Source organism: Enterobacter sp. JBIWA003 (genome assembly GCF_019968825.1).
GTDB classification, from domain to species: Bacteria; Pseudomonadota; Gammaproteobacteria; order Enterobacterales; family Enterobacteriaceae; genus Enterobacter; species Enterobacter quasiroggenkampii.
On the sequence record NZ_CP074171.1, the window covers coordinates 43,731 to 61,489 of the forward strand.

General features: G+C 55.5%; 11 protein-coding genes and 7 pseudogenes. 11 read left to right on the forward strand and 7 right to left on the reverse strand.

All coding sequences use genetic code 11. The annotated features are described in order from the left end of the window. Positions 1–66 precede the first annotated feature (66 nt). Positions 67–399: pseudogene (locus KGP25_RS24645) on the reverse strand (transposase); the annotation flags it as partial. 49 nt (positions 400–448) lie between these two features. Here KGP25_RS24645 and KGP25_RS24650 point away from each other — a divergent pair. Continuing rightward, positions 449–562, forward strand: a pseudogene (locus tag KGP25_RS24650) (transcriptional regulator); the annotation flags it as partial. A 67-nt stretch (positions 563–629) separates the two neighbouring features. On the opposite strand, the gene oqxB reads toward KGP25_RS24650, so the two are convergent. From oqxB to KGP25_RS24670, 4 genes and pseudogenes are all read right to left on the reverse strand, one after another. Continuing rightward, a complete protein-coding gene (gene oqxB, locus KGP25_RS24655) occupies positions 630–3,785 on the reverse strand; it encodes a multidrug efflux RND transporter permease subunit OqxB (protein WP_223540676.1) in 3,156 nt (1,051 codons plus the stop codon). Between the two features lie 23 nt (positions 3,786–3,808). Then, complete coding sequence (locus KGP25_RS24660) at positions 3,809–4,984, reverse strand: efflux RND transporter periplasmic adaptor subunit (protein ID WP_223540677.1); 1,176 nt, start codon at positions 4,982–4,984, stop codon at positions 3,809–3,811. 357 nt (positions 4,985–5,341) lie between these two features. Beyond that, positions 5,342–5,455 (reverse strand): annotated as a pseudogene (locus tag KGP25_RS24665) (IS630 family transposase); the annotation flags it as partial. A 181-nt stretch (positions 5,456–5,636) separates the two neighbouring features. Further along, positions 5,637–6,152, reverse strand: a pseudogene (locus KGP25_RS24670) (IS66 family transposase); the annotation flags it as partial. A gap of 117 nt (positions 6,153–6,269) precedes the next feature. Here KGP25_RS24670 and KGP25_RS24675 point away from each other — a divergent pair. The 4 genes and pseudogenes from KGP25_RS24675 to KGP25_RS24690 all read left to right on the forward strand — a co-directional run. Continuing rightward, positions 6,270–6,461 carry a hypothetical protein gene (locus KGP25_RS24675; protein ID WP_223540678.1) on the forward strand — a complete coding sequence of 64 codons (192 nt, stop codon included), beginning with the start codon at positions 6,270–6,272 and terminating at the stop codon, positions 6,459–6,461. 80 nt (positions 6,462–6,541) lie between these two features. Then, positions 6,542–7,381, forward strand: coding sequence for an MBL fold metallo-hydrolase (locus KGP25_RS24680; RefSeq protein WP_223540679.1), 840 nt, complete (start codon positions 6,542–6,544; stop codon positions 7,379–7,381). A 396-nt stretch (positions 7,382–7,777) separates the two neighbouring features. Then, a pseudogene (locus tag KGP25_RS24685) lies at positions 7,778–8,020 on the forward strand (transposase); the annotation flags it as partial. A 229-nt stretch (positions 8,021–8,249) separates the two neighbouring features. Then, a pseudogene (locus KGP25_RS24690) lies at positions 8,250–8,576 on the forward strand (transposase); the annotation flags it as partial. A 78-nt stretch (positions 8,577–8,654) separates the two neighbouring features. On the opposite strand, the pseudogene KGP25_RS24695 reads toward KGP25_RS24690, so the two are convergent. Together KGP25_RS24695 and KGP25_RS24700 are read right to left on the reverse strand one after the other, a co-directional pair. Continuing rightward, a pseudogene (locus KGP25_RS24695) lies at positions 8,655–9,864 on the reverse strand (IS256 family transposase). Between the two features lie 534 nt (positions 9,865–10,398). Then, positions 10,399–11,031 (reverse strand): hypothetical protein, encoded by a 633-nt coding sequence (locus KGP25_RS24700; RefSeq protein WP_223540680.1) that lies wholly within the window; start codon positions 11,029–11,031, stop codon positions 10,399–10,401. Positions 11,032–11,295: 264 nt separating this feature from the next. Here KGP25_RS24700 and tssB point away from each other — a divergent pair, with 264 nt between their 5' ends. From tssB to hcp, 6 genes are read left to right on the forward strand one after another with little or no spacing between them, the layout of a single operon-like run. Further along, the gene (tssB, locus tag KGP25_RS24705) at positions 11,296–11,793 is read left to right on the forward strand and encodes a type VI secretion system contractile sheath small subunit (RefSeq protein ID WP_123061176.1); all 498 of its coding nucleotides are present in this window, start codon (positions 11,296–11,298) and stop codon (positions 11,791–11,793) included. A gap of 33 nt (positions 11,794–11,826) precedes the next feature. Then, on the forward strand, positions 11,827–13,374 hold the full coding sequence (gene tssC, locus KGP25_RS24710; RefSeq protein WP_123061175.1) for a type VI secretion system contractile sheath large subunit: 1,548 nt from the start codon (positions 11,827–11,829) through the stop codon (positions 13,372–13,374). 17 nt (positions 13,375–13,391) lie between these two features. Beyond that, on the forward strand, positions 13,392–14,732 hold the full coding sequence (gene tssK / locus KGP25_RS24715; protein WP_123061174.1) for a type VI secretion system baseplate subunit TssK: 1,341 nt from the start codon (positions 13,392–13,394) through the stop codon (positions 14,730–14,732). Further along, on the forward strand, positions 14,729–15,418 hold the full coding sequence (gene tssL / locus KGP25_RS24720) for a type VI secretion system protein TssL, short form (RefSeq protein WP_123061173.1): 690 nt from the start codon (positions 14,729–14,731) through the stop codon (positions 15,416–15,418). Before tssK ends, tssL begins: the two co-directional genes overlap by 4 nt. Continuing rightward, a complete protein-coding gene (locus KGP25_RS24725; RefSeq protein WP_223540681.1) occupies positions 15,415–17,118 on the forward strand; it encodes an OmpA family protein in 1,704 nt (567 codons plus the stop codon). Before tssL ends, KGP25_RS24725 begins: the two co-directional genes overlap by 4 nt. Positions 17,119–17,122: 4 nt before the next feature. After that, a complete protein-coding gene (gene hcp / locus KGP25_RS24730; RefSeq protein WP_223540682.1) occupies positions 17,123–17,614 on the forward strand; it encodes a type VI secretion system effector Hcp in 492 nt (163 codons plus the stop codon). The last annotated feature ends 145 nt before the right edge of the window (positions 17,615–17,759 follow it).

The window sequence follows — 17,759 nt, forward strand, 5'->3', positions numbered from 1 at the left end:
CACAACGTATTGGCGGGAAAACGGTTCGCAGGTTCATCGCTCAGGGTATCCACCAGGAGGGCTATTTTTCCAGAGGCGCTCGAACTCCGCCTTCGCAAAATAAGCTGAGGCCTGTCGCAGGATATCATTGCTGCGCCGTAGCTCGCGGTTCTCCTGCTCCCGCTCCCGCTCCAGCTCTTTCAGACGCTGACGCTCAGTGGTGGTGAGGCCACCATCACCGCCACCGGCATCACGTTCATACTGACGCAGCCAGATACGCAGGGTCTCGGGCGTACAGCCGATTTTAGGGGAGATGGAACTGATGGCCGCCCACTGCGAGTCATAGTCATTCTGGCTTTCAATAACCATACGAACGGCCCGCTGACGAATCTCAGGGGAAAAGCGAGTATTTTTAGTCATCCTGTTTACCTCTCTCAAGGAGTTTAGTCTCCAGGATTCCCGGGGCGGTTCAGTACTTGCCCGCTATACCGTGGCAAGCGCCCTGGAAGCGGTCAAAAACGCCGACAGCAGCGGATGGGATCCGCTCCCGGACCTTATTGCCCAGTATCAAAAAACGTCTTAACGTTTTACCTGATGCGAAAAAAACCGCCTTCACTGTGAAGGCGGTTTTTTTATTATCGGCAACGTCCCTACGCGGGCAGAACGTCCCTTTCCTCTTTTTTCCCGCGCGTCACGAACTTACGCAGCGTCACGTAAAACACCGGCGTCAGGAACAGACCAAACAGCGTCACGCCCAGCATCCCTGAGAAGACCGTGATCCCGGTGACGCCGCGCACTTCTGCGCCCGCCCCGTGGCCGAGGATCAGCGGAATGGTCCCGGCAATAAAGGCGATGGAGGTCATCACAATCGGACGTAAACGCAGGCGGCACGCCTCCAGCGCGGCTTCCATAATGCCTTTGCTCTGAATTTCCAGCTCGCGGGCAAACTCCACGATAAGAATCGCGTTTTTACACGCCAGCCCCATCAGCACCACCAGCCCCACCTGCACGAAGACGTTGTTATCGCCGCCGGTCAGCCAGACGCCAAACAGCGCGGAGAGCATCGTCATCGGCACGATGAGGATCACCGCCAGCGGCAGCGTCCAGCTTTCATACAGCGCCGCCAGCACCAGGAACGCCAGCAGCACCGCGACCGGGAAGACGATCAGCGCCGTGTTGCCCTGCGTCGCCTGCTGGAAGCTCAGGTCCGTCCATTCAATGTTCATCCCGTTTGGCAGGATCTGCTTAGACATGGCGTCCAGCTGCGTCATCGCCTGTGCAGACGAAAGCACGCGCGGGTCGGCATCGCCAATCAGATCCGCCGCCGGGTAGCCGTTGTAGCGGATCACCGGATCCGGCCCGTAGGTGGTCGTGATTTTCACCATACTGCCAATCGGCACCATTTCGCCCTGGCTGTTACGGGTGCGCAGATTCGCAATATCTTCCACGCTGTCGCGGAACTGTCCGTCGGCCTGCGCCATCACGCGCCAGGTACGGCCGAACTGGTTGAAGTCGTTCACGTACGACGAGCCAAGATAGGTTTGCAGCGTACCGAAAAGATCGGTCAGCGACACGCCCTGCGCTTTCGCCTTGTCACGGTCGACCTGCACGTCCAGCTGCGGAACGTTAGCCTGGTAGGTTGAGATCGGGAAGTGCATTCCCGGCGTCTGCATAATCGCGCCGGACATGGTGTTCACCGCGTTTTGCAGCGCGCCATACCCCAGACCGCCGCGATCCTGGATGTACAGGGAATAGCCCGCCCCCTGACCCAGCCCTAAAATCGGCGGCGGCAGAATGGAGAAGCCAAAGCCTTCCTGAATTTGCGCGATTTTCGCGTTGATCTCCGCGTTAATTTCCGCCGCAGTATGTTTACGCTGGTCGAACGGCTTCAGGCCAAAGAAGACCGTGCCGGTATTCGGCGTGTTGGTGAACTGCAGCGCGTTCAGCCCCGGAAACGCGATCGCGTAGTCCACGCCTTCGGTATTCATCCCGATTTCGCTCATTTTGCGGATCACCGCGTCGGTGCGCGCCAGCGACGAACCTTCCGGCATCTTCACGCCGCCAATCAGGTACAGCTTATCCTGCGCCGGAATAAACCCGCCGGGCACCGCTTTAAACATGACGCCAGCGGCACAGAGCAGCAGCAGATACACCACAAATACCGAGCCGCGTCGTCTCAGCGTTTTGCCCACCAGCCCCTGATAGCCGTTCGAGCTGCGGTGGAAAAAGCGGTTAAACGGACGGAAAATCCAGCCGAACAGACGATCGATAAGCCGGGTCGGGAAATCTTTCGGCGCGCCGTGCGGTTTTAACAGCAGTGCCGCCAGCGCCGGAGAGAGCGTCAGCGAGTTAATGGCGGAGATGACCGTGGAAATAGCGATCGTCACCGCAAACTGCTTGTAGAACTGCCCGGTAACGCCCGAGAGAAACGCCATCGGCACAAACACCGCGCACAGCACCAGCGCAATCGCGATAATCGGCCCGGACACTTCGCGCATCGCCTGATGCGCCGCCGCAAGCGGAGCAAGCCCCTCTTCTATGTTTCGCTCGACGTTTTCCACCACCACGATGGCGTCGTCCACCACGATGCCGATGGCCAGCACCAGCCCGAACAAACTCAGGGTGTTAAGCGAGAAGCCGAGCAGGTAGAGAATGCTGAAGGTACCCACCACCGAAACCGGCACCGCGATCAGCGGAATGATCGACGCGCGCCAGGTTTGCAGGAACAGGATCACCACCAGCACTACCAGCACCACCGCTTCCAGCAGCGTTTGCACCACCGCACGGATCGAATCGCGTACGAAAACGGTTGGATCGTAAGGTGCCGCCCATTTCATATCTGCCGGGAAGCGCGTGGACAGTTCGTCCATTTTCGCGCGCACCGCGTTAGACAAATCAATGGCGTTCGCCCCCGGCGACTGGAAGATACCAATCCCGACCGCGTCTTTATTGTTCAGCTGGGAACGCAGGGCATAGCTGCCGGACCCCATTTCGATACGCGCCACGTCGCGCAGGCGGACGACCGTACCGTCCTGCGTCGTTTTCAGGACAATATTGCCGAACTCGTCTTCGGTATGCAGACGCCCCTGGGCGTTAATGGAGATCAGGAAATCGCTCTCTTTCGGCAGCGGCTCGGCACCAAGCTGCCCGGCGGACACCTGCACGTTCTGCTCCTGCATCGCCGTGACCACGTCCGACGCGGTCAGCCCGCGGGCCGCCACCTTGTTGGGATCCAGCCAGACGCGCATCGCGTACTCACCCGAGCCGAAAATCTGGATCTGGCCGACGCCGGGCAGGCGCGCCAGCTCGTCCTTCACCTTCAGCGTGGCGTAGTTACGCATATACAGGGAGTCGTACTTGCCGTTGGGCGAAAGCAGATGCACCACCAGCGTATTCGTAGGGGACTGTTTCTGGGTGGTAATGCCCAGGCGCCGCACGTCTTCCGGCAGACGCGCTTCGGCCTGCGCGACGCGGTTTTGCACCTGCACCTGCGCCTGATCCGGATCGGTACCCGGACGGAAGGTGACGGTGGTGACCAGCACGCCGTCGGAGCCCGCGACGGACTTCATGTACATCATGTTCTCAACGCCGTTGATCGCCTCTTCCAGCGGCGTCGCCACCGTCTCGGCAATCACTTTCGGGTTGGCGCCCGGGTACTCCGCGCGCACCTGCACGCTTGGCGGCACGACGTCAGGGTATTCGCTTACCGGCAGCAGCGGGATGGCGATTAACCCTGTGATAAAAATCAGAATCGACAGCACCGCGGCAAAAATCGGCCTGTCGATGAAAAAGCGGGAAAAGTCCATGGATGGATTCTCAGGTCAAGGGATCAGTTGAGGGCGCTGGTGGCGGTCATGGCAACGGTTTTCGCGTTAACCGGCATCCCCGGCATAAACACTTTTTGTAAACCCTCGACGATGACTTTATCGCCAGGGTTCAGCCCCTGCCGCACGATGCGTAAACCGTCTGCCAGACGGCCCGGCGTAATGTCACGGCGCTGCGCTTTCCCCTCTTTATCGACGATATAAACGTACTTACGATCCTGATCGGTCAGCACCGCTTTGTCGTCGATAAGCGTGGCTTTGAACTCCGCGCTGCCCGGCAGGCGTACACGAGCAAAAAGTCCCGGCGTGAACTGACGCTGCGCGTTATCCAGCAGCGCGCGCATACGGATGGTGCCGGTGCTCGGCGTCAGCTGGTTATCCAGGAAGTCCACTTTACCCTGGTGGGGATATCCCTCCTCGCCCGTCAGGCCAATCTCAACCGGAAGCGCCGTGTGATTGCTGGACGCCCCCTGCCCGCTGCGGGCCAGATTCTGGTAGTGAAGGTAGGTCGACTCGTCCACGTCAAAGTAGACGTAAACCGTTTTCTGCGAGACCAGCGTGGTGAGAACGCTGGCGGTGTCACCCGCGGTCACCAGGTTTCCGCTGGTGATCAGCGCCCGGCTGGCGCGACCGTCGATAGGCGCGGTGACTTTGGTGAAGTCCAGGTTGAGCTGCGCGGCGTCAACTGCTGCCTGCGCGGCACGAATATCGGCCTGCGCCTGAGTGGCGGCCGAACGACGCTGCTCCCACTCTTCGCGGGAGACAACGTTGGTATTGACCAGCTTATCGGTACGATTAGCCTCACTTTGCGCCAGGCTGGCCTGCGTTTTAGCTCTCGCCAGGTTCGCCTGCGCCTGTTCCAGCTCCGCGCGATAGGTTCGATCATCAATCGTGAACAGCACCTCGCCCTTCTTCACTTCCTGGCCGTCGGTGTAATTCACTTTATCAATGTAGCCGGAAACGCGCGGACGCAGCTGAACGCTCTCCACCGCTTCAATCCGGCCGTTAAAGCTATCCCACTGGCTAATGGATTTCACCACCACATCAGCAGCGCTGACGGCGGGCGCAGGCGGCGCGGCGTTTTGCGCGACGCTGTTATCGCATCCGACGAGCAGCACGGAGAGCAACATGGCCCCCAGCGCGTTCAGATGAAAGTTACCCCAGGTTTTTTGCAGGCTCATTATTTTTATTCCGGTAATTGTCGCCGCCGGGCAAGACGCAGCAGGAGGCTCTGCGCCACTTCCTTTTTCCGGTGGTTGTCTCAAGGCTATTTGTGTCGTTCATCGCCACAAAACTGTAACAGTTGCGAATACACTATCGCGGCGATTGTAGGAAGGCGCTTAACTAAGTACAAGAATAATTGTTGCACTTTATGTGCTATTTGAGGGGATGTGAAAAGACCCGTTTCGGTCAGGGATTTAAATGAAACAATAAAACTTGCAATTACTGAAAAAAACGCGCCACCTTTTAATGCAACAGACAAAGATACCTTTTAACGGGCAGCGTGGGAGTAACCCGATGAACACTGGCGCATTTATGCAACCGGTGACATCACGGATTTTTATCGCCAGCAGTTCTGTACTCCAGCGGGAACGCTGATAACCGAAATCGCCGGGAGAATGCTTAACAAGCTCACGCAGCAATGCGCAAATAGGGGTTGTAAGCGGGAAGCCGCCAAAATTTTGCGGGCTTGCCATACGGCTTATGACAACGTCAGTCCCTCAATCATGGCGTCCAGATCGAGTTCTTTCCCTTCACTGATAAAGGTGTAATGGCTATTCAGAAAGATATGCTGCCAGGCTACGGGGGACATTCGTCGGAGAAGAGCACGGCGCTGAACAACCGATCGTAGCCTGCGAACGCATCCGCCTGCAGCACACCATGATAGTGCGAAGATGTTGCTGAGGATGTTTCCCCTGTCGGTCTGGCGAGAAGGCGAACCATGCCGCTGGCGGGTCTGACGAGCCAGCGTTCCGGTCATCGCGAACATACGTCCAGATGCGCCCGGTTTTCGTCTTCTTTCTGCCCGGGGTCAGTACCGGCACCGGGGTATCGATCGTCCCTATGCAGCTTGCGGCAGTCCATCACGTAGCGATAAAGGGCTTCATCCAGCGGTGACATCAACCGGCAGCATGCATCCACCCAGTTGGAGAGCAGAGCCCGGCTCAGATCCACGCCCTGGCGGGCAAAGATTTCGCACTGGCGATAGAGCGGCAGGTGTTCGTAGTATTTGGCCGTTAACAGGTGGGCCAGCAGACCCGGCCCGGCGATACCCCGATCGATGGGGCATGATGGTGCCGACGCTTCAACGATGCAGTCGCACCGGGTGCAGGCCTTTTGGTTCTGTTGCATTAAGAGGTAGAGCGCGAGTAAAGTTTGCGGTGCCCTTTTTTAGGCAACCATCAGATAGAACTGCTCAGCCGGGGACAAGCCGCCCCCAGCAGGGGCGGCATTTAAGGAGGAAATATGTCTCAACTCAGTTTTGCCAGTTTCTTTGACCTGGCGAAAGAAGCTGCACTCTTAATAACCGCTAAACCCGTATTACCGCAGACGGTCCTGCCCTATAGCCATAACCTGATGGTGATAAGTCTCTTTCTGACAATGTATTTAAGTACAATATTTTCACCCGAAAATATTGACTTTTTGACACAGCGCTGAATTAGTGGTATTTTTACTAGGTATATTTTTATTAATTCTGTTATACAGAATATAGGGAAGCGGAATTGGACTTTAACTACATGAAACTAACAATCTTAGTTGATAACAATACTTTTATCGATGAGTATCTGATTGGAGAGCCGGGAGTTTCCTATTACATTGAGTGTGATGAGTTAAAAATTTTGTTTGATGTTGGTTATTCTGATGTTTTTATTAAAAATGCACAGTTACTCTCTATCGATCTAACATCCATTGATAAAATCGTATTTTCACATGGACATAATGATCATACATGGGGTTTAAATCATTTAATACAATACTATGACCGCACAATTAAAAAAAACAAGCGAAAAATAGATATCATAGCACATCCTGCCGCATTAATACCTAAATATTTCGAAGCGAAACCCATTGGCATGAACCATCGTCAGGATGAAAAAGAATATTTCTTTAAAATAGTTAGTACAATCGAACCGCTGAAAATGTCAGAACATATAACTTTTTTAGGACAAATACCTCGAGTTAATAAATTTGAAGCCCAAAAATCAGTTGGACATACATGTGGTGTAAACGGCAAATTAACAGATGACTTTGTGCTTGATGACTCAGCGCTGGTGATAGAAACGGAAAAAGGTCTAATCATTATTACGGGCTGTTCACATGCCGGAATTTGCAATATCATTGAATACGCTAAAAAGGTTACAGGCGTTTCACAGATTAATTCAGTAATAGGTGGTTTTCATCTTATGAATGCAGATAGTAAATTATTGGATGAAACGGGAAAATATCTGAAGTCACTTTCCGCAAAAGCTCTTTATCCCTGCCACTGTACAGATCTTACTGCCAAGATTCATCTCTCCCGCTATGTTGATATTAAAGAAGTTGGTGTTGGTTTAAGTGTAGATTTCCCAGTGAGATAAAGGTGTAGAGAACCGCACAAGCTATCGTGTAGAATAGAGAGTATGGGTTTAAAAATAAAAATTTTTTTAAAGGCTCATGGTTAGGAAACTGGAAAAGTGAACCGGATACCTTCTCCCCCGTGCCGGCCAAACGTGGGCGGGACATGGCGGTCCCCGCCTGGTTTCGCCGGGAGTTTTGCACCGACAAGCACCAATAGACTCAACAATACGTAATTGCTGATTTCAGCTTCATTACCAAACATTCAACCCTCGTCTTAACACAGATTTAAGTGGTTTCAATATACAATGCCAGCCCCCTCGCAGCCAGCAGAACTGGACAGAATTACTATTGTGTGAATCGCCACGGGTTTAACAGACACCTCAGAGTCATTTAAGATGGCTTAAAGAGAGGTGCCCATGAGCGGTAAGCGTTATCCCGAAGAGTTTAAAATTGAAGCAGTCAAACAGGTTGTTGATCGCGGTTATTCTGTTGCCAGCGTTGCAACGCGTCTCGATATCACCACCCACAGCCTTTACGCCTGGATAAAGAGCTACGGTCCGGATTCTTCCACTCATAAAGAACAGTCAGATGCTCAGGCCGAGATCCGCCGTCTCCAGAAAGAGCTGAAGCGGGTTACCGACGAACGGGACATATTAAAAAACTGTCCATGGGTGAAACCCCGTCCTGAGTCTCAGAAACTCCCTGGAAAAGCTGGCAGGCTAATTTAGCGAAGGAAGCAGCCGTCGGCCTTTTGGTGGTATGACCCCGTAAAAAAACATGGTTCAGGGACTGTGGCGGATCCGACAGTGGTGACTTTGATCCCGTTCAGGAAGGTGATTTCTCCGTCGTCCCCTCCTTCGTTCATCAAAAATGAGCAAGGAGATTCCCATGAAAAAATCCTCCCGAATGTCTATTGTCCATTCTCATGCTGCGGGCGTTGATATTGGCGCTGAATTTCACGTTGTCGCCGTACCGCCTGACGCTGACGCCGAGCCAGTCAGGACTTTTCAAAGTTTCACCGGCGACCTTCATCGGATGTCTGACTGGCTCAAAACCTGTCACATTACGACCATCGCCATGGAGTCCACCGGCGTTTACTGGTTGCCTGCTTTTGAGATCCTTGAAGCCGCGGGTTTCAATGTGATCCTCGTAAATGCCAGAGACGCAAAAAATGTTCCTGGTCGCAAGACTGATGTCAACGACGCCCAGTGGTTGCAGAAACTGCATTCATTGGTCGAGTCCGTCAAGGTGGTGTAAATTCAGAGCCAGCCTTCCGGTCCGGTAATATGTCTGTTAAGCGCTGAGTGGCAGCGCCTCGATCACATCGTTTTCTGCGGTCTGATCTATCTCCGCCATGCTGTGCTGCGGCAGGTAGCGGTTCTGCAACAGCCATTCTTCGTTCTGCTCCGTCAGCACTGCACCCAGAAGCCGGGTTATGCTCTCTTCGTTGGGGAAGATACCTACCACGTCGGAACGCCGCTTCACCTCTTTATTCAGCCGCTCCAGCGTGTTCGTCGAGTGGATTTTCACCCGGTGTGCTTTCGGGAACCCGAAGTATGCCAGCACGTCCTCCTCCGCTTCGTCCATCATCTCCGTAACTGACGGGAAGTTCTTTTCCAGCTGGGCCGCAACTTCGCGCCAGGTCGCATGGGCGTTTTGTTCCTCCGTCTGCACGAACACCTGTTGCAGGGTGGCACGAACAACCGACTGGCTGGCTCTGCTGACTCGGCCCAGCACGTTACGCATGAAGTGAACCCGGCAGCGCTGCCAGCTGGCACAGAACACCTGCTGTATCGCCGCCTTCAGGCCGCTGTGCGAGTCGGAGATAACCAGCTTGACACCCTCCAGCCCGCGCTCTTTCAGGCTCAGCAGGAAGGCCAGCCAGAACGCTTTTGCTTCTGACTCACCGATACCCATTCCGATAATTTCCCGGCGTCCGTCCAGGTTAACCGCGCAGGCAATTATTACCGCCACACTGACCACCCGGCCGTTCTTGCGCACCTTCACGTAAGTCGCATCCAGCCACAGATAGGGCCATTCTCCTTCCAGCGGACGGTGCAGGAACGCCTGCACCCGCTCATCGATACCGCGGCAGATGGACGATACCTGGCTGCGGGAGATACCGGTCATGCCCATCGACTGCACCAGCGCGTCAACCTTGCGGGTGGAGACGCCATTTATCCACGCCTCCTGGATTACCGCGTTCAGCGCTTTCTCCGACAGCCTGCGGGCCTCAAGAAAGGACGGGAAGTACGAGCCTTCACGCAGCTTCGGTATACGCAGGTCCAGGGTACCGAGTCGAGTGTTGTACTGGCGGTCACGATAGCCGTTGCGGTAGGTCTCCCTCTCATCACTGCGCTCATGGGGCTCTGCGTTAATAAATACGCTGAGTGACATCGGCTTCCATGATACGGTTGAGCATAAATTCGGTGAGTTCACGCAGAAAGTCCTCGCCGCCGAGTTGCATCAGGGTGTTGCTGAATGTCATGCTGTTGTCAGCCATCGGTTGACTCCTTTTAAGATAATGTCTTAGTAACCATTACCTTACCGGATAAGCCGATGGCTCTCACCATCCTTCCGAATTTACACCACGCCCTAAGACTCTACCCTCCACCGCCTAACGAGTTAACAAATGCCTCGCAGGGGCGGATAGTTCAGCGTGTCGAGAAAAAACTGAGGCCCAAGGCGGACGCAGTGCTGTATGGCTTCTTCGGGACAGTCATAAAAGAACTCATGCGGGGTCTCATGGCCGTGCTCAGGAGGCGCGGAGACCATGAAACGTTTGGGGTAGCGTCGCTACGGGATACGCCCGTCAGCAGGAGACCTGCCGGGTTTTCCGGGTTTGTGCTGTTTACGTTTTTCCGGAGATTTGTTGCGCGGCATGCTGGAGATATCCTTCGGGTATTAACATACCGCAGAGTATAAGGCCGTGAGCCGGGCATGAACACCATCGGAACGGCAGAGCCGTGACGCTCGCCCTCTAAGGGCGCTACGTTCTCTTTCGGACTGCTGTCTGAGGCGGCAGAGCCGGACCTCATTACTCTGAAACCTTCTTCTGATGATGCCTGAGGCGCTCCCGGGCTTTTTTAACCGACATCAGTGAGCGTCCGGGAAAGAGACGGGCAAGCCTGGACTGCTCCAGATGCAGGTTTGCTTTCAGCAGGGCAAGCTCTTCCGGCTGCCACATCCGCTGTCGTCCCTGGAGACCATCCCCGCAAAAGGTCAGGCCACGCTCGTGGGCTTTAATTTTGACCGCCTCCGGTGTGCGCCCCGGGAGTCTGCGCGAAACGGCGGTACCCTCTGTAGTATAGTAGGCTTTCAGAATGCGCAATTCTTCCCGGCTCCAGCTGCGTGCGCTGGTGACCCCGAGGGCGGCCGCCATGGCGAAAATGGTACTGCGCGTGCGTCCGGGCAGAAGGGGCATCACCCGGGTGATACCTTCTCCCCGCGCGTAGTGGGTGCGGATAATATCCTTCTCTTCTTCTGTCCAGGGGGCAGAGCCTTTTCTGCTGCATCCCAGATGACCGGCTACCGTGCGGACGCTGGTCACCGGGCGGCCCAGATGCTCCGCAATCACTCTGGCCCTGACCGTCCCGTAGTGCTGCTCCACGTAACGCATCTCAGCCAGCGTCCAGCGCTGACGGCGGTTTCGTTCCTTTCCTGGGCTCATTTTTACATTCTTCCTGAAGTATGCGTGAATCAAAGGGATATATAAATAAAATAATTGATCGCGTTGTCTAAAATGCAATGGTTATTTTTATGTAAATAAATGAGCAATAAGAAAGAATTTTGATTGTGGTGCCCGGGACCATGAAGGGATATGATTTTTAACGAGTTATTGACGAATCTGATGTGACCTGTCGTTCTGTATTTTCCTCAGGCAGCCTGTGCACATTTCAGATTATTTTTTTTTGTCTGAAAGACAGGAGACCTTATGAGTAATTCCTTTCAGAGCGAAATTCCTAAAGCGCGTATTAATCTAAAATTAGATCTGCATACGGGGGGAGCGAGCAAGAAAACGGAGCTCCCCCTGAAATTACTGGTGGCGGGCGACTTCAGCAATGGTCAGGAATCTGCCCCTCTGTCTGAGCGCAAAAAAGTTGATTTGAATAAAAATAATTTCGACTCAGTGTTGTCCGAATATTCCCCAAAAGTCAGTCTGACCGTTAAAAACACGCTTGCTGATGATGGTAGCGAAGACAACATCAGCCTGACCTTCCGGAGCATGAAAGATTTTGAACCAGAACAGGTCGCACGTCAAATTCCTCAGATGAAAGCGATGCTGTCCATGCGCAATCTGCTTCGCGATTTAAAAGCGAACCTCCTGGACAATCAGGCCTTCCGCAGGGAGCTGGAAAAAATTCTCCTCGACCCGGCGTTAAGCGCAGAACTCAGAGCCGAGCTTTCAGCTCTGGCGCCTGAGCAGCCATAACGGTCACGATGATTTAACGGATTAAAAAGGAAGATGCTGATGTCTGTAAAAAATGAGAATACGACTGGTGGCGAAAGCGTGTTACTGGAACGTCCTGCTGCGGGTGGGGTTTATGCATCCCTGTTTGAAAAAATCAACCTGAACCCGGTCTCTGAGCTGAGTGCGCTGGATATCTGGCAGGACGCACAGGCGATGTCGGATGCGACTGCGGATGAACGTTTAACGGCGGGGATGCAGGTCTTTCTGGAGTGTCTGACCAAATCAGGCTCCAGAGTTGAGAAGCTGGACCGTAACCTCCTCGACCACCATATCGCTGAGCTGGACTACCAGATTAGCCGTCAGCTGGATGCGGTAATGCACAGCGAAGAATTCCAGGCGGTGGAGAGCCTGTGGCGCGGCGTGAAATCCCTGGTCGACAAAACCGATTTCCGTCAGAACGTGAAGGTTGAGCTGCTGGATATGTCAAAAGAAGACCTGCGTCAGGACTTCGAAGACAGTCCGGAAATCATCCAGAGCGGACTGTATAAACACACATATATCGATGAGTACGACACCCCGGGCGGTGAGCCGATTGCCGCGCTGATTTCTGCCTACGAGTTTGATGCGTCTGCGCAGGATGTTGCTCTGCTGCGCAACATTTCAAAAGTGTCTGCCGCAGCGCATATGCCGTTTATCGGCTCTGCCGGCCCGAAATTCTTCCTCAAGGACTCAATGGAAGAAGTGGCAGCCATCAAGGATATCGGTAATTACTTTGACCGTGCGGAGTACATCAAGTGGAAATCCTTCCGCGAGACGGACGATGCCCGCTATATCGGTCTGGTAATGCCACGCGTGCTGGGTCGCCTGCCGTATGGTCCGGACACCGTACCGGTTCGTAGCTTCAACTACGTGGAAGAAGTGAAGGGCCCGGATCACGATAAATACCTGTGGACTAACGCCTCGTTTGCGTTCGCTTCTAACATGGTTCGCAGCTTCATCAACAACGGCTGGTGTGTACAAATTCGTGGCCCGCAGGCCGGTGGTGCCGTGCAGGACCTGCCTATCCATCTGTACGATCTGGGTACCGGCAATCAGGTGAAGATCCCGTCAGAAGTGATGATCCCGGAAACCCGTGAGTTTGAGTTTGCGAACCTGGGCTTTATTCCACTAAGTTACTATAAAAACAGAGATTACTCCTGTTTCTTCAGCGCTAACTCCACCCAGAAGCCGGCACTGTATGACACCGCGGATGCCACGGCCAACAGCCGTATCAACGCGCGTCTGCCGTATATCTTCCTGCTGTCCCGTATCGCTCACTACCTGAAGCTGATTCAGCGTGAAAACATCGGCACCACCAAGGACCGTCGCCTGCTGGAGCTTGAGCTCAACACCTGGGTGCGCAGTCTGGTGACCGAAATGACCGATCCGGGCGACGAGCTGCAGGCTTCTCACCCGCTGCGCGACGCGAAGGTGGTGGTGGAAGACATCGAAGACAATCCGGGCTTCTTCCGCGTGCAGCTCTTTGCCGTGCCGCATTTCCAGGTGGAAGGGATGGACGTCAATCTGTCACTGGTTTCCCAGATGCCGAAAGCCAAGTCATAAGCTAAGGCAGGAAGTCAATGAAAACGGAACAACCGTTATGGGGCAGGGGCGTTATGGTTTCTCCCCAGCACTTCCAGCAACAGGCCGCGTATGCGGCCTGGTCTGCGGAATGCATTGCACGACTGGGTCTCTCCCATCCCTGGGGAATGATTGAGGCCACTTTCGAACCGGATGCACTGAAACTGGGCCGCCTGCAGGCCCGTCATCTGCACATCCGTTTCCCCGACGGCACGCTTATCGACACGGATAATGCCGACTCCCTGCCGCCGGTACTGGCGCTTGAGGACGAATCACAGGAAGTGGTGGTGGTTCTGGCCCTTCCGCTGCTTCGGGCGAATGGAGGCAACTGCCTTAAGCCCGATGAAATGGCTGAACGTCCTGTACGTTATCGCCAGCGCTGGCGGGATGTCCGCAACACCTTTGGGGACGATACCCGCCAGATTGCGGTGATGCAGCCCGAGCTGACGCTGCGTTTCGCCCATCAGAACAACAGTGATTACCTGACCTGTCCGGTCGCCCGTCTGCAGCAGGATTCACAGGGGCGCTGGGCACTCGATGAAACCTTTCTTCCGCCACTGCTGGCTCTGCAGGGCAGCCGCTGGCTGGTGACCCAGCTGGAACAGCTGATGACGCAACTGCGCGCCCGTCTGAGTCGCCTGATGAACATGCGTCGTGAAAGTAACGAGCGCATGGCCGATTTTGCCGTGGCAGATGTGTCCCTGTTCTGGCTGCTCAACGCCCTGAACAGCGCAGAACCCGTGCTCGGACAGTTTCAGCGTCACCTGCAAAGTCCACCGGAGCGTCTGTACCCGGAGCTGGCACGCCTTGCGGGCAGCCTGCTGACCTTCTCACTGGAACATCAGGTGAGTGCCATTCCTGTCTGGCAGCATGAGCAGCTGAATAACGTCTTCCCGCCACTCTTTGACCTGCTGGGCGACCTGCTGGAAGCCAGCCTGCCGTCGCGGGTGGTGGCGATAGAGCTTGAGCATGATGCCCGGCTGCACTTCTGGCAGGCCCGTCTGCATGACCCACGCCTGCGCGAAGGGGCGGATTACTATCTCTCCGTGCGTTCACCGATGCCCGTGGCACAGCTGCAGGAACAGTTTCCGCGCCAGTGCAAGGTCGGCAGTCCCGATCATGTCAGGAGTATCGTCAATTCTTCACGGGTGGGTGTGCCGCTGACGCCGCTGCGTCACGTGCCGGCCGCCATTCCACTGCGTCTGGAAAACCAGTATTTCAGCCTCGATGTCTCTCATCCTCTGGCCACCGAAATGCTTCAGGGCGGCACCTGTATGTTTTACGTTCCAGGCATGCTCGGCGAGCCTGAACTTGAACTCTTTGCGGTACTGAGAACATGAGTGAGCGCAAACGCGGCCCGGCCGCGTCCATTGATATTGATGCCCTGCTGCAGGACACCTGGCTGCAGGTGATAAGCCTCCGTCACGGTCCGACGTTTCAGGATGGAGAAGGTCGCACGTTGTGGGAGCGCTGCATTGCTGATGTCGAACGTGTACAGCGTGAGCTGAAAGCGAGTGAACTCGATGAAGCCAGCTGTCAGCATATTCTCACTGCCCAGTGTGCGCTGCTTGATGAAGCCGTCAAAGGTCGCGGTGTGGAGGATGATGCCTGCGTGCAGTGGTATGACATTCCCCTGCAGGGACACTTTCTCGGCACCATGGATGCCGGTGATACGCTGTGCGATCGGATGCGCGATGTGCTGCGTGAACCGGCGCCTGAGCATGCTGTCGTGACGTGCTTCCAGCGGGTCATGATGCTGGGATTCCTCGGTAGTTTCCGCTCGCTGAACGATCCGGAGCGCCAGAAACTCGTCAACGCGCTCAGTGAACATGTCACGCCGTTCAGTTATCCACAAACCCATCCTGTCCTGGCGGAAAGTCGTACCGGGCGTGGAATGGGCGGCTGGCTGGCGTCATGGCCCGTGCGAATTAGCCTGAGTGTGGTGGTGGTTGCTGCGCTGTGGTGGGGACTGAGCCACTGGCTGGATCAGACACTGCTGACCCTGCTGCCGGGAGCTGTGAAATGAGTCCTGCACAACAGCGCGGGCTTGCGCTGTGGGCCGCCCTGCTGAGTGCAGTGGTCTGCCTGGGCTTCCTGCCGGTGTCCCGACTGGTTTCTGTGCTTATTCTGTTGGTGATGCTGTGGCTTATTCTGGCGTTCCTGTATGTCGCCAGTCGTCGTGCGGAGCATGACGTCACCCTGCGTCTGGATGACCTCCCGGAAGCCACTTACCGTCAGCCCGTGGTGCTGGTCTGTGGCGATCTGCCGCTGTCATGTATGCAGCAGTCACCGGTGCTTACTGTCACGCAGGGATGCTGGATCCGCGTTGAGGACCACCAGGATCTGGAACAGGCCGCCCGCCAGGTACTGGGGTTGCGCCCTGACTGGGGGCGCCAGCTGTCGGTGATGGTCAGCGTCTGTCCGCAGAAACACGCTGACAGCGAAGCGCTTACCAGCCGTCTGCTGGCCCTGCGCTGGCAAATCAGCCAGTTGCGTAAAGAAACAGGTCATTCTGTGCCGCTGGTTCTGAATAGTCAGATTGGCAGCACGATGACGAATGACCTGCTCTGGCAGGTGGCTATTCCGGGGGAAGGCGTGAGAGTCTGGCGTGAGTCTTCAGCGCCGGCCTCAATCGCTGCATGGGTCACCACTGGTGGAACGCCTGCGATGCAGCAACAGGTGCTGATGAACAGCCTGATGAGCTGGTTCCATCAGCACGTCAACGCTGTCTTTATGGATGAGAACTCCGACGTTCCAGTCATTGCCCCTGGCGCGATGCTGTGGGGTATGGGACCGATCCTTGCCGGAAGTCTGGCCACATCAGTCTGGACCGAGTGGCTTTCCCGTCACACTGAGATGCAGCAGGTCGCGGGCTGGCAACCGGTGGGAACGGACAGTACGGTTATTTCCCCGCTACCGGATTTTATCCTGCCGCTGCTGCCGGAAGGACGAGGCCTGACGCCACGCGGGCGAACCTTCCGCTGTGCGCTCGGGATTTTCACGCTGGCGGCCATTGCTGCGCTGCTCAGCAGTGGCTGGAACAATCACCGGTTGCTGCAGCGTGTGAGCTTCGATATTGCCCGCTATGAGCGTATCCCGATGCATGATTTCGGACCCAAAGCCGATGCCGTTGCTGTCCTGCGTGACGATGCGGCAGAGCTGGATGACCATGCGCGCAATGGCGTACCGGCGCGGATGGGCCTTGGTCTGTATCAGGGGGAGCGTCTGCGAATGCCTGTGCTGGATGCGATCCGTTCGTATGTGCCGCCACCTAAACCACAGCCGAAACCTGAACCGGTACCCAAAATTGTCCGTCTCGACAGTATGTCGCTGTTTGACTCCGGCAGGGCGGTGCTGAAAGCCGGCTCGACCAGAATGCTGGTCAATTCTCTGGTCGGCGTGAAGGCGAAGCCGGGCTGGCTGATTGTCGTGTCCGGGCATACCGATAACACCGGCAATCCGCAACTGAACCAGACGTTGTCCCTGAAACGTGCCGAAGCGGTGCGCAACTGGATGCGTGATACCGGTGACGTGCCTGAAAGCTGTTTTGCGGTTCAGGGCTATGGCGAGAGCCGTCCGATCGCAACCAATGACACCCCGGATGGGCGCGCGCTCAACCGCCGTGTCGAAATCAGTCTGGTGCCGCAGGCGAACGCCTGCCAGATACCGGGCCAACCCTCAGCGTCATCGCAGGATGATGGCGCATCACAACACAATGGAGAGTAATTCCATGGCAATTCCTGTTTATCTCTGGCTGAAAGACGACGGCGGCGCGGACATTAAAGGTTCTGTTGACGTTCAGGATCGTGAAGGCAGCATCGAAGTGGTGGCGCAGAAGCATAACCTGTACATCCCGACCGATAACAACACCGGCAAGCTGACCGGTACCCGTATCCACACCCCGTTCCTGTTTACCAAGGAAATCGACTCGTCCAGCCCGTACCTGTACAAGGCTGTGACCACCGGTCAGACCCTGAAGTCTGCGGAATTCAGGTGGTACAAGATCAACGACGCGGGCCAGGAAGTTGAATACTTCAACACTAAACTGGAAAACGTGAAGGTGGTGAAAGTGAACCCTGAAATGTATGACATCAAGGATCCTTCTAAAGAGAAGCACAACCACCTTGAGCGCATTGAACTGCGTTACGAAAAAATCACCTGGACCTACAAGGACGGCAACATCATTCATTCCGATTCCTGGAACGAACGCGCCACCGCGTAAGTCACAAGCGGACAGTCCCCTCTGTCCGCTTTTTTGTCTTTGCTGAACGTCTGCCCGTCCGGGCGTTGAGCAAAGAAACCCACAATCTGCCAGCCCGACCGTATGCGCTTTGGTCTCCTTCACGGGAAACAGCGAGGGGCGGTAG